This is a genomic window from Streptomyces ardesiacus, from assembly GCF_003112575.1.
Taxonomy (GTDB): domain Bacteria; phylum Actinomycetota; class Actinomycetes; order Streptomycetales; family Streptomycetaceae; genus Streptomyces; species Streptomyces ardesiacus.
Genome location: NZ_BEWC01000002.1, coordinates 151,585 through 163,632, shown reverse-complemented (window position 1 = coordinate 163,632; position 12,048 = coordinate 151,585). Strand labels below are relative to the sequence as shown.

8 protein-coding genes and 1 riboswitch are annotated in these 12,048 nt (G+C 71.7%); of the genes, 3 read left to right on the top strand and 5 right to left on the bottom strand.

Going from position 1 to position 12,048, the window contains the following annotated elements; translation table 11 throughout:
* Window positions 1–284: 284 nt before the first annotated feature.
* Complete coding sequence (locus Sdi02f_RS07665) at window positions 285–1,295, bottom strand: polyprenyl synthetase family protein (protein ID WP_031185253.1); 1,011 nt, start codon at window positions 1,293–1,295, stop codon at window positions 285–287.
* Window positions 1,296–2,117: 822 nt separating this feature from the next.
* Window positions 2,118–2,273, top strand: a riboswitch (cyclic di-AMP (ydaO/yuaA leader).
* A 4-nt stretch (window positions 2,274–2,277) separates the two neighbouring features.
* Between Sdi02f_RS07665 and Sdi02f_RS07655 the strand changes: the two genes are divergently transcribed.
* Window positions 2,278–2,766, top strand: coding sequence for a transglycosylase SLT domain-containing protein (locus Sdi02f_RS07655; RefSeq protein ID WP_030405006.1), 489 nt, complete (start codon window positions 2,278–2,280; stop codon window positions 2,764–2,766).
* A 23-nt stretch (window positions 2,767–2,789) separates the two neighbouring features.
* Here Sdi02f_RS07655 and Sdi02f_RS07650 read toward each other — a convergent pair whose 3' ends face one another.
* The gene (locus Sdi02f_RS07650; RefSeq protein WP_108932993.1) at window positions 2,790–3,599 is read right to left on the bottom strand and encodes an HAD family hydrolase; all 810 of its coding nucleotides are present in this window, start codon (window positions 3,597–3,599) and stop codon (window positions 2,790–2,792) included.
* Between the two features lie 320 nt (window positions 3,600–3,919).
* On the opposite strand from Sdi02f_RS07650, the gene fahA reads away from it, so the two are divergent.
* Together fahA and Sdi02f_RS07640 are read left to right on the top strand one after the other, a co-directional pair.
* Window positions 3,920–5,146, top strand: a complete 1,227-nt coding sequence (fahA, locus tag Sdi02f_RS07645; protein ID WP_031185251.1) for a fumarylacetoacetase — start codon at window positions 3,920–3,922, stop codon at window positions 5,144–5,146.
* A 195-nt stretch (window positions 5,147–5,341) separates the two neighbouring features.
* Window positions 5,342–6,280: a M56 family metallopeptidase gene (locus Sdi02f_RS07640; protein ID WP_030401742.1), complete on the top strand. Its 939-nt coding sequence runs from the start codon at window positions 5,342–5,344 to the stop codon at window positions 6,278–6,280.
* Between the two features lie 81 nt (window positions 6,281–6,361).
* Here the strand turns inward: Sdi02f_RS07640 and recQ are convergent, their stop codons facing one another.
* The 3 genes from recQ to Sdi02f_RS07625 form a co-directional block, all read right to left on the bottom strand.
* Window positions 6,362–8,380, bottom strand: a complete 2,019-nt coding sequence (recQ, locus tag Sdi02f_RS07635) for a DNA helicase RecQ (RefSeq protein WP_108932992.1) — start codon at window positions 8,378–8,380, stop codon at window positions 6,362–6,364.
* A gap of 440 nt (window positions 8,381–8,820) precedes the next feature.
* Window positions 8,821–10,479: an NADH-quinone oxidoreductase subunit NuoN gene (gene nuoN, locus Sdi02f_RS07630; protein ID WP_030401740.1), complete on the bottom strand. Its 1,659-nt coding sequence runs from the start codon at window positions 10,477–10,479 to the stop codon at window positions 8,821–8,823.
* Window positions 10,476–12,047 carry an NADH-quinone oxidoreductase subunit M gene (locus Sdi02f_RS07625; RefSeq protein WP_108932991.1) on the bottom strand — a complete coding sequence of 524 codons (1,572 nt, stop codon included), beginning with the start codon at window positions 12,045–12,047 and terminating at the stop codon, window positions 10,476–10,478. Before Sdi02f_RS07625 ends, nuoN begins: the two co-directional genes overlap by 4 nt.
* Window position 12,048 lies beyond the last annotated feature (1 nt).

Genomic DNA, 12,048 nt, shown 5'->3' with positions numbered 1-12,048 from the left:
ACCTCGCACTCGTTCACCCGTGAGCCGCCATTCTCACCCGAATCGGTGAGGATCGGTGTGTTTCCGTGGTGTCCATCTGACCAAATCACCGGCGCACAGGCGTCAGACCGCGGGCTCAACTCCGCCTACTCCTGCGGGATGACACGGAGGGGCTGCGGCTCCTCCGGCCCGTAGGGGCCGGAGTACGGCACACGGCGGACGGCAGAGGGCGGGCGCGCACGGGACGGGCGGGGCCGGGACGGGCGGGGCCGGGCGGGCGCGGGACGGGCGGCACGGGGCGGCGGTCACCCCGCGCGGTGGACCACCGCGTCGCACAGCTCCACCAGCGCGGCCTTCGCGTCGCACTCCCGCAGCGGGGCCAGCGCGGCGCGGGCATCCTTGGCGTACCGGACGGTGTCCTTGCGCGCCTGCTCCAGCGCGGGGTGGGCGCGCAGCAGGCGCAGCGCCTCGGCGTGTCGGGCGTCGTCGCTCAGGTCGGAGTCGAGCAGTTCGCACAGGGCGACGTCCTCGGCGAGCCCCAGCCGGGCCGCCCGCTCGCGCAGCCGCAGTACGGGCAGGGTGGGGATGCCCTCGCGCAGGTCCGTGCCGGGCGTCTTGCCGGACTCGTCGGAGTCGGAGGCGATGTCCAGGACGTCGTCCGCGAGCTGGAAGGCGACGCCGAGCCGCTCGCCGTACTGGGTGAGCACGTCGACCACGGTCTCGTCGGCGCCGGACATCATCGCGCCGAAACGGCAGGAGACCGCCACCAGCGAGCCGGTCTTGCCGCCCAGGACGTCCAGGTAGTGGTCGACCGGATCGCGGCCGTCCTGCGGTCCCGCCGTCTCCAGGATCTGGCCGGTGACCAGCCGCTCGAACGCGAGGGCCTGGACGCGGACGGCCTCGGGCCCGAGGTCGGCGAGGATCTGCGAGGCGCGGGCGAAGAGGAAGTCGCCGGTGAGGACCGCGACCGAGTTGCCCCAGCGGGTGTTCGCGCTGGGCACCCCGCGCCGCACGGTGGCCTCGTCCATCACGTCGTCGTGATACAGCGTGGCGAGGTGGGTCAGCTCCACGACCACGGCCGAGGGCACGATGCCGGGGGCGTAGGGGTCGCCGAACTGGGCCGAGAGCATCACCAGCAGCGGCCGGAACCGTTTGCCGCCGGCCCGCACCAGGTGCTGGGCGGCCTCCGTGATGAACGGCACCTCGCTTTTGGTTGCCTCAAGCAACCCTTCCTCGACAGCAACCAATCCGGCCTGGACATCGGCTTCCAGAGCCTGGTCCCGCACGCTCAGCCCGAACGGCCCGACGACGGTCACGAGGGGTCTCCTGTCTGCTGGTGTCTACTGGCGATTACCTGGTTTGTCGATAGGTCGCTGCCACCACTCAAGTCAGCGTATCCGGTCACGTTTCGATCACCGCTAGCGCCCACGGTTACAGGCCGGTCGGTATCAGATCATGAACGGTATGTTTTTGATCAGGTGATATGAGCAGATTTTGATCGATATCGCCAGAGGGGTGAGCCGGACCCCGGACCGGACGAGTGGCACCCCGGACGGGGCGAGCGGGCCGGAAGCCGCCGTCCAAGATCCCACCACTCCCCACAACGGCGCGCACTCCGAGAACGTCACCCGACCCACGCGCGCGCCCACACTCCGCGCCACGCCCCCCTCCGGCACTCGCGAACCCTCCCCCGGGCCCCCATCGGGCGGCCCTGCGGGCCCGCCTTCGGAGTCACCCACGGACCCACCTCCGGAGTCGCCCTCGGGCCCGCCCTCGGCCGCATCCCCCACTCCGCTTCCCCCTCTCCCGCACTCGACACCCGAAGCCCTCCCGACCCGCGGCCGGTTGGGGATTGATTGAGGTTAATGCCCGTTTTGCCGCGCTTGTTGAGGCCCGTGAGTTGGCTCACTCCGATCCGCCTGCGGGCAACCTCGCCGCAACCTGTGCCCTCCCTTTGCCCCGCAAGCCAGTTGAGGCTTGGCAACCGCAAAGGATCAAGAGCCCCAAACACCCCAGACCAAGGTCAACTAGCATGTTGGGTGATTCCTGCACTTGTTCCGGACATGTGCTCTCGCATACGTTCCCGGCCTGTCGGGCGGACGCCGAATCCTGCCACCGCCCGTCGCACCGTCATCCACCCAACACACTCGCCGGCAGGAGCGGGGGACCCAGGTAAGTCGCCGCACCGGTCACCACCGGAGCGGCTCGGGGTGAAGCCGTACCCGTCAGGGCGCGGCCGGGCACCTCCCCGCCCGAACCCGACAGCTCACCTCGCAGGCGTAAGGAGAGGGACACAGCATGTCTGCCAACGGTCTGAACCGTCACGCCCGCACGGGCCGCCTCGCCCGCAAGCTCGCCGTGGCCGGCACCGGTGCCGCGGTGCTCGCGCTGCCGCTCATCGGCGCCACCACCGCCTCCGCCGCCCCGGCCGCCGCCACGACCACCACCACGGCGGCGACGACGTACCCGAACAACCTCGACGGCTGGATCCGCGAGTCGCTCGCCATCATGGCGCAGCACGGCATTCCCGGGACCTACGACGGCATCCACCGCAACATCATGCGGGAGTCCTCCGGCAACCCGTACGCCATCAACAACTGGGACATCAACGCCGTCAACGGCACCCCGTCCAAGGGCCTGCTCCAGGTGATCGACCCGACCTTCCAGGCGTACCACGTGCCCGGCACCTCCTGGGACCCGTACGACCCGGTCGCCAACATCACCGCCGCCTGCAACTACGCGGCCGACCGCTACGGCTCGATGGACAACGTCTTCAGCGCGTACTGAGCCGCGCCGCCGCGCCGGCGCGGCTAGGAGACACCGAAGATCCGCTCGAGGACGACGGCCACGCCGTCGTCCTCGTTCGTCGTGGTGACCTCGTCGGCCACCGCCTTGAGCTCGGGGTGGGCGCCGGCCATGGCGACGCCGTGGGCCGCCCACTGGAACATGGGGATGTCGTTGGGCATGTCCCCGAAGGCGATCGTCCGCCGCCGCTCCAGGCCCAGGTGCTCGGCGGCCAGCGCCAGACCCGTCGCCTTGGTGATGCCGCACGGCTGGAGCTCGACCGTGCCGGGCCCCGACATGGCGACCGTCGCGAGGGAACCGACCACCGCGCGCGCCGTCGCCGCCAACTCGTCGTCGGTCAGCTCGGGGTGGCGCAGCAGGACCTTGCTGATCGGCGTGGCCCACAGCTCCTCGCGCCGCTCGACGCGCACCGCGGGCAGAGTGGGGTGGGGCATCAGGTAGCCCGGCTCGATGAGCGTCAGCCCGTCGACGCCGTCCTGGTCGACGGCGGCGGACACCTGGCCCACCTCCGCCTCGATCTTGCCGAGCGCGGTCTCGGCCAGTTCCCGGTCCAGGGTGACCGACCACAGCATGCGGTGCGCGCCGGCGTCGTACACCTGCGCGCCCTGCCCGCAGACCGCGAGCCCCGTGCAGCCGAGGCGGTCGAGCAGGGAACGCACCCGGGGAGCCGGCCGGCCCGTCACCACCAGGTGGCGCGCACCCGCCCCGGCGGCCCGCGCCAGCGCGGCCAGCGACCGGTCGGAGACGGTGTCGTCGCCACGGAGCAGCGTGCCGTCCAGGTCGGTGGCGACGAGTGCATATGCGGTGCGGTCCATGATCAGAGAATACGGACACCGCACCCTTCCGACTCACCGGCGACCGCTTCCGAACGAGGACGTAGCGAGTGCCTTCGAACCCGGCCGCGGATGCACGCAGACGCCCGATCGTGCCCACAACCTGACACATCATCGGCTGGCGCCACTCAGGGCTTCCGCGCCGGTGAGCGGCACCGCGCACTGCCGGGCGCCTCCTCCGGCCGCGCCGGGCGCCGCCTCCGGTCGCACTGCCCAAGACCGGTGCCTCACCCGTAACGTGGCCCGCACGACACACAGCGCGCACGGCGCACATGGCGAGCACGAAAGCGAGGCAGCACCCGATGCCCCCCTTCGATGTCCCCGAGGGCGACCCCTTCGGCCCGCACAACCTTCCGTACGGCGTGTTCTCGATCCCCGGCTCACGGGAGCGGACGGTGGGCGTCCGGCTCGGCGACCACGTCCTCGACGCGGGCGCGGCGGCCCACGCGCTCGGCTCGCCGTACGCGTCCCTGCTCGCACGGCCCACCCTCAACCCGCTGCTGGCCGCCGGGCGCACCGCCTGGTCGGACGTGCGGCGGGCGCTGACGGCGTGGCTGACGGTGCCCTCCCACCGCGAGGTTCTCGAACCCCTCTTCCACCCGCTGTCGTCGGTGACCCTGCACCTGCCCTTCGAGGTCGCCGACTACGTCGACTTCTACGCCTCCGAGAACCACGCCAGGAACGTCGGCCGGATCTTCCGCCCCGACGCCGCCGACTCCCTCACCCCGAACTGGAAACACCTCCCGATCGGCTACCACGGCCGCTCCGGCACGGTCGTCGTCTCCGGCACGGACGTCGTCCGCCCGTCGGGGCAGCGCAAGGCGCCGTCCGACGCCGCTCCCGTCTTCGGCCCGTCCGTCCGCCTCGACATCGAGGCCGAGGTCGGCTTCGTCGTGGGCGTGCCGTCGGAACTCGGCAGCCCGGTGGCGCTCGGCGACTTCCGCGAGCACGTCTTCGGGCTGTGCCTGCTCAACGACTGGTCGGCGCGCGACATCCAGGCCTGGGAGTACGTCCCCCTCGGCCCCTTCCTCGGCAAGTCCTTCGCCACGTCGGTGTCGGCGTGGATCACCCCGCTGGACGCCCTGGAGGAGGCGCGGGTGGCACCGCCCGAGCGCACGCACCCGCTGCTGCCCTACCTGGACGACACCGACGGCGGCCACGACGAACCCGGCGGCTACGACCTGCGGATCTCCGTCGCCGTCAACGGGCATGTCGTCTCCGAGCCGCCGTTCTCCACCATGTACTGGACGGCCGCCCAGCAGTTGGCCCACATGACGGTCAACGGCGCCTCGCTGCGCACCGGCGACCTCTACGGCTCGGGCACGGTGAGCGGCCCCGCCGAGCGGGAGCGGGGGTCGCTGCTGGAGCTGACCTGGAACGGCCGCGAGCCGTTGGAACTCCCCGACGGCAAGCGGACGTTCCTGGAGGACGGGGACGTGGTGACCCTCTCGGCGTGGGCACCGGGACCGGGCGGCGTCCGGGTGGGCCTGGGCGAGGTCACCGGCCGGGTGGCCGGCCGGGAGTCCTGACGGACGTCCCGGATTCCGCATCCGGTGCCCGCCGGTACCTGACTCGCACCGCCCGGCCCCGTCATACTGGCGTCGGGCGGTGTGCGCCCGCGGGCCGGGACGGTCCGGGGCCCGGCGCACCGTCCGACTGAGCACAGCACAGCCCCTGTACAGCCAGAGCCGCCCATCCTTCGACCAGGATCCGGAGCCAGTGGCATGACCGTCTGCCTGCTCCTGCTGTTCGCCGTCGCCGTGACCGCCGCGGTGCCGGTGCCCCGCGCGCTGACCCGTTCCGCGTGGCCCGAGCGGGATCCCGTGGTCGCGCTGTGGGTGTGGCAGTGCCTGGTCGCCACCGTGCTGCTGTGCTGTCTGACGGCGCTCGTGCTCGGCGCCACCGCCGTCTTCGGCACCGTCCGCGCCCAGCTCTTCGCCCCGGCACCGCCCGCGGTGACCGCGGCGTACAACCTCTCCGCCGGGCCGGTCTGGGCCGCCGTCCTCACCCTTCTGCTGGCGGGCGGTGCCGCCTGGACGACCGCCATGCTGGCCCGCGAACTCGTCGAGGCCCGCCGCCGCCGCGCCCGCTCCCGCGCCCACCTGCGCGAACGCGCCCCCGACCTGCCCGCCGGTCTCCCCGCCGCCCGCGGCCCCCTGCTGGTCCTGGAGGACGAGTACCCGGACGCCTGGTGGATGCCGGGCAGTCCGCCCCAGCTCATCGTCACCACCGGCGCCCTCCACCGGCTCACCGACCACCAGCTCGACGCCGTCCTCACCCATGAGCGCGGCCACGCCCGGGCCCGCCACGACTGGCTGCTGCACCTGTCGACCGCGCTGGCCACCGGCTTCCCGAGCGTCCCGCTCTTCGCCCACTTCTGCGACCAGACCCACCGCCTGGTCGAGCTGTCGGCCGACGACACCGCGTCCCGGCGCTGCGGCCACCTGACCACCGCGCTGGCCCTGATCGAGCTGAACCAGCACCGCGGGGTCCTGTCCTGCGCCTCCAGCCACCGCCTCCTGGGCGAACGGGTCGACCGCCTCCTGGAGCCCCGGCCGCGCCTGCCCCGCCGCCACCGCGCCCTGACCACGGCGACAGCGGCCCTTGTCCCCCTCCTCCCCCTCCTGATCACCTTCGCCCCGGGCCTGACCGCACTGACCTGACGGGGGTCCGGCTGCGGCAGGGGGTGCCGCTGGGGCGGCGCGTGGTGACCCCGGGGAGGGGCGAAGAGGCCCCCGGCGCCCCTATATCCAGTCCTCGGGCTCGGGCTCCGGCTCGTGCTCCGGCCAGTCGTCCGCGTCGGAGCGGGAGGCGGTGCCGGTGCCCGGGCCGGTCGCCGGGTCCGGTGCGGACGGCGCCGCGGCAGCCGGTCCCTCCAGTCCCGCCAGCACCTCGACCACACCCTCGCCGTACGTCGCCAGCTTCTTCTCGCCGACCCCGCTGATGCCGCCGAGCTGACCGACCGAGGTGGGCCACACGGTGACGATCTCCCGGAGGGTGGCGTCGTGGAAGATGACGTACGCGGGGACGCCCTGCTCGCGCGCCTGTTCCGCACGCCAGGCCCGCAGCGCCTCGAAGGCGGGGACCAGCTCCGCCGGCAGCTCGGCCGCCGCCGCCTTCGCCTTGCGCTCGCCCCGGCCGCCGCCCGCCGGCCTGGCCGCGGCGGCCTTCTTGGGCTCCTTGCGCAGCGGCACCTCGCGCTCCCGGCGCAGGACCTCGCCGCTGGTCTCGGTCAGGACCAGCGTGCCGTACTCCCCCTCGACCGCGAGCAGCCCCTGCGCCAGCAGCTGCCGGACCGCTCCCCGCCACTCGCCCTCGGTCAGCTCCTCGCCGATGCCGAACACGGAGAGCTGGTCGTGGTCGAACTGGATCACCTTGGCGGTGCGCTTGCCCAGCAGGATGTCGATGATCTGCCCGGCGCCGAACTTCTGCCCGCGCTCCCGCTTCAGCCGCACCACCGTCGAGAGCACCTTCTGCGCGGCCACCGTGCCGTCCCAGGTCTCGGGCGGGGTCAGGCAGGTGTCGCAGTTGCCGCACCCCGCCCCGTCCGGGTCCTGACCGAAGTAGGCCAGGAGCTGGCCGCGGCGGCACCGGGCGGTCTCGCACAGGGCGAGCATGGCGTCCAGGTGGGACTGGGCGCGGCGGCGGAACGCCTCGTCGCCCTCGCCGAGCTGGATCAGCTTGCGCTGCTGCACGACGTCGTTGAGTCCGTACGCCATCCAGGCCGTGGAGGGCAGGCCGTCGCGCCCCGCGCGTCCGGTCTCCTGGTAGTAGCCCTCGACCGACTTGGGCAGGTCCAGGTGGGCGACGAACCGCACGTCCGGCTTGTCGATGCCCATGCCGAAGGCGATGGTCGCGACGACCACCAGGCCCTCCTCGCGCAGGAACCTCGACTGGTGCGCCGCACGGGTGCCCGCGTCCAGGCCGGCGTGGTAGGGCACCGCCTCGACGCCGTTGCGCGAGAGGAACTCGGCGGTCTTCTCGACCGAGTTGCGCGAGAGGCAGTACACGATGCCCGCGTCCCCAGGGTGCTCCTCGCGCAGGAAGCTCAGAAGCTGCTTCTTGGGGTCGGACTTCGGCACGATCCGGTACTGGATGTTGGGGCGGTCGAAGCTGGCCACGAAGTGCCGCGCCGCCGGCATGTTCAGCCGCTCGGTGATCTCGCGGTGGGTGGCGTCGGTGGCCGTCGCCGTGAGCGCCAGGCGCGGCACGTCCGGCCAGCGCTCGCCGAGCAGCGACAGGGCGAGGTAGTCGGGCCGGAAGTCGTGGCCCCACTGGGAGACGCAGTGCGCCTCGTCGATGGCGAAGAGGGAGATCTTGCCGCGGGAGAGCAGGTCGAGGGTGCTGTCCAGGCGCAGTCTCTCGGGCGCCAGGTACAGCAGGTCCAGCTCGCCCGCGAGGTACTCGGCCTCCACCACGCGCCGCTCGTCGAAGTCCTGCGTGGAGTTCATGAACCCGGCGCGCACACCGAGGGCCCGCAGCGCGTCCACCTGGTCCTGCATCAGCGCGATCAGCGGGGACACCACGATGCCCGTGCCGGGCCTGACCAGGGACGGGATCTGGTAGCACAGCGACTTTCCGCCGCCGGTCGGCATGAGCACGACGGCGTCACCACCGGCGATCACGTGCTCGACGATCGCCTCCTGCTCGCCGCGGAAGGCGTCGTACCCGAAGACCCGGTGCAGGGTGGCGAGCGCCTCGCTGTCCCCGTCCCTCACCTGCGTCGTCTCTGCCATGTCGCCGATCACGCCCGTCCCGCCCATCGCCTTGCCCCCGTACTGCTGCCTCGCCCGTCTGGTCCGTCTGGTCCGTCCTGCCCCGACCACTGCCTCAACGATAGGGGGCCGCGCCGACGGCGCCGGAGTTATCCACAGGCTGCCCGGCCCGGCCCCCGTCAAGGACACGACGATCGTTCACACGTTCGCGGGTGACCTGCCCGTTTCCGGCGGACAGTCTGATGGCACCCGCGGGACTCCGTCCCACGGGAGCACTGACGAGCGTCGCGCCGAAGGCGTCCACCCTCGACGGGAGCCCCGTCCTCATGAGTCCGCAGACTCTTCTCCACTGACCGACGTCTCCACCGACCGACGTCACACCGCGCCGCGGCGGCGAGTAGTCCCCCTCCCCGCGAACGGCTGTGGTCCGGCACTCGTCGAAGAGGTGCCGGACCACAGCCGCGAGGACGCGCAGGCGCAGCGCCGCGTCAGCGCACGAACACCCCCGCCTGACCCGCCAGGTCCAGGAAGTACTGCGGCGCCACACCGAGCACCACCGTGACCGCCACGCCCACGGCGATCGCCGTCATCGTCAGCGGGGACGGCACCGCGACCGTCGGGCCCTCGGGGCGGGGCTCGCTGAAGAACATCAGCACGATCACCCGGATGTAGAAGAACGCCGCGATCGCCGACGAGATCACACCGATCACGACCAGCGGGGCCGCGCCGCCCTCCGCCGCCGCCTTGAACACGGCGAACTTGCCCGCGAAGCCGGAGGTCAGCGGGATGCCGGCGAAGGCCAGCAGGAAGACCGCGAAGACCGCCGCCACCAGCGGTGACCTGCGGCCCAGACCGGCCCACTTCGACAGGTGCGTCGCCTCGCCGCCCGCGTCGCGCACCAGCGTGACGACCGCGAAGGCGCCGATCGTGACGAAGGAGTACGCGGCCAGGTAGAAGAGGACGGACGAGATGCCCGACGGCGTGGTCGCGATGACACCGGCGAGGATGAAGCCCGCGTGCGCGATCGACGAGTACGCCAGCAGCCGCTTGATGTCGGTCTGCGTGATGGCGACGATCGCACCGGCCAGCATCGTGACGATCGCCACGCCCCACATCACCGGCCGCCAGTCCCAGCGCAGGCCGGGCAGGACGACGTAGAGGATGCGGAGCAGGGCGCCGAAGGCGGCCACCTTGGTCGCCGCCGCCATGAAGCCGGTCACCGGCGTCGGCGCCCCCTGGTACACGTCCGGCGTCCACATGTGGAACGGCACCGCGCCCACCTTGAAGAGCAGGCCCATGACGACCAGTGCGGAGCCGACGAGCAGCAGCGCGTCGTTGCCCGTGGTGTTCGCGAGCGCCGGGGTGACGTTCTGCACGGTGCCGTCGACGACCTGGGCGATCGTGCCGTACGACATCGAGCCCGCGTAGCCGTAGAGCAGGGCGATGCCGAACAGGGTGAACGCGGAGGCGAAGGCGCCGAGCAGGAAGTACTTGACCGCCGCCTCCTGCGACATGAGCCGCTTGCGGCGGGCCAGCGCGCACAGCAGGTACAGCGGGAGGGAGAAGACCTCCAGGGCCACGAAGAGCGTCAGCAGGTCGTTGGCCGCCGGGAAGACCAGCATGCCGACGACGGCGAAGAGCAGGAGCGGGAACACCTCCGTGGTGGTGAAGCCCGCCTTGACCGCCTTCTGCTCGCTCTCGCTGCCCGGCACGGCCGCGGCCTGCGCGGCGAAGGAGTCGACGCGGGTGCCGTGCTGCTCCGGGTCGAGGCGCCGCTCGGCGAAGGTGAACAGGCCGACCAGGCTGGTCAGCAGGATGGTGCCCTGAAGGAACAGGGCCGGGCCGTCGACGGCGACGGCGCCCATCGCCGTGATGCCGGCCTTGGTCGTCCCGTACCCGCGCGCCGCGAGCGCGACGACCGCGGCGAACGCCGCGATCAGGGCGACGGCGGACACGAACATCTGGGCGTGGTAACGGGACCTGCGCGGCACGAAGGCCTCGACCAGGATCCCGATGATCGCCGCGCCGATGACGATGAGGACGGGCGACAGCTGCCCGTACTCGATCTTCGGCGCGTCGATCCTGGCGATCGGGTCGGCCGCCGTCGCCGCCGTTGTCCACAGGCTGTGGACGGCTGTTGCGCTCACTTGGCCGCCTCCACCTCAGGCTGGGGGTCCGTCTTGTGTACGTCGGACATGGTCTGCTTCACCGCCGGGTTGACGATGTCCGTCACGGGCTTCGGGAAGACGCCGAGGAAGATCAGCAACGCCACCAGCGGCGCCACGACCACCAGCTCGCGCACCCGCAGGTCCGGCATCCCGGTCACCTCGGCCTTCACCGGGCCCGTCATCGTCCGCTGGTAGAGGACGAGGGTGTAGAGCGCGGCGAGGACGATGCCGAGGGTGGCGATGATGCCGATCACCGGATAACGGGTGAACGTGCCGACCAGGACGAGGAACTCGCTGACGAAGGGCGCGAGGCCCGGCAGCGACAGGGTCGCCAGGCCGCCGATCAGGAAGGTGCCGGCCAGGACCGGGGCCACCTTCTGTACGCCGCCGAAGTCGGCGATGAGCCGCGAACCGCGCCGCGAGATCAGGAACCCGGCGATCAGCATGAGCACCGCGGTCGAGATGCCGTGGTTGACCATGTACAGGGTGGCGCCGGACTGGCCCTGGCTGGTCATCGCGAAGATGCCCATGACGATGAAGCCGAAGTGCGAGATCGACGCGTAGGCGATCAGCCGCTTGATGTCGCGCTGGCCGACCGCGAGCAGCGCGCCGTAGATGATGCTGATCACCGCCAGGACCAGGATGACCGGCGTCGCCCACTTGCTGGCCTCCGGGAAGAGCTGGAGGCAGAAGCGGAGCATCGCGAAGGTGCCGACCTTGTCGACGACCGCCGTGATGAGCACGGCGACCGGCGCGGTCGACTCCCCCATGGCGTTGGGCAGCCAGGTGTGCAGCGGGAACAGCGGCGCCTTCACCGCGAAGGCGAAGAAGAAGCCGAGGAAGAGCCAGCGCTCGGTGCTGGTCGCCATGTCCAGCGAACCGTTGGCCCGCGCCTCGGCGATCTCCGTGAGCGAGAAGTTCCCGGCGACCACGTAGAGGCCGATCACCGCGGCCAGCATGATCAGACCGCCGGCCAGGTTGTAGAGGAGGAACTTCACCGCCGCGTACGACCGCTGCGTCGCCGCCGTCTTCTCGCCGTGCTCGTGGGCCCGGTCCCCGAAACCGCCGATCAGGAAGTACAGCGGGATCAGCATGGCTTCGAAGAAGATGTAGAAGAGGAAGACGTCGGTGGCCTCGAACGAGATGATCACCATCGCCTCGACGGCCAGGATCAGGGCGAAGAAGCCCTGCGTCGGCCGCCACCGGCTGTTGCCGGTCTCCAGCGGGTCGGCGTCGTGCCAGCCCGCCAGGATGATGAACGGGATCAGCAGGGCGGTCAGCGCGATCAACGCCACCGCGATGCCGTCCACGCCCAGTTCGTAGCGGACGCCGAAGTCCGCGATCCAGGAGTGGGACTCGGTGAGCTGGTAGCGGTCGCCGCCGGGGTCGAAGCGGACCAGCACCGTGACCGCCAGCGCGAGCGTGGCCAGCGAGACCAGCAGCGCCAGCCACTTGGCCACGGTGCGTCGCGCGGCCGGCACGGCTGCCGTGGCGATCGCCCCGACGGCCGGGAGGGCCGCCGTGACTGTCAGCAGGGGAAAGGACATC

Coding starts and splice junctions, on each gene's coding strand:
- Sdi02f_RS07650 (WP_108932993.1), bottom strand. CDS start 3,599: ATGGACCGCACCGCATATGCACTCGTCGCCACCGACCTGGACGGCACG.
- Sdi02f_RS07625 (WP_108932991.1), bottom strand. CDS start 12,047: ATGTCCTTTCCCCTGCTGACAGTCACGGCGGCCCTCCCGGCCGTCGGG.
- Sdi02f_RS07655 (WP_030405006.1), top strand. CDS start 2,278: ATGTCTGCCAACGGTCTGAACCGTCACGCCCGCACGGGCCGCCTCGCC.
- recQ (WP_108932992.1), bottom strand. CDS start 8,380: ATGGGCGGGACGGGCGTGATCGGCGACATGGCAGAGACGACGCAGGTG.
- Sdi02f_RS07640 (WP_030401742.1), top strand. CDS start 5,342: ATGACCGTCTGCCTGCTCCTGCTGTTCGCCGTCGCCGTGACCGCCGCG.
- fahA (WP_031185251.1), top strand. CDS start 3,920: ATGCCCCCCTTCGATGTCCCCGAGGGCGACCCCTTCGGCCCGCACAAC.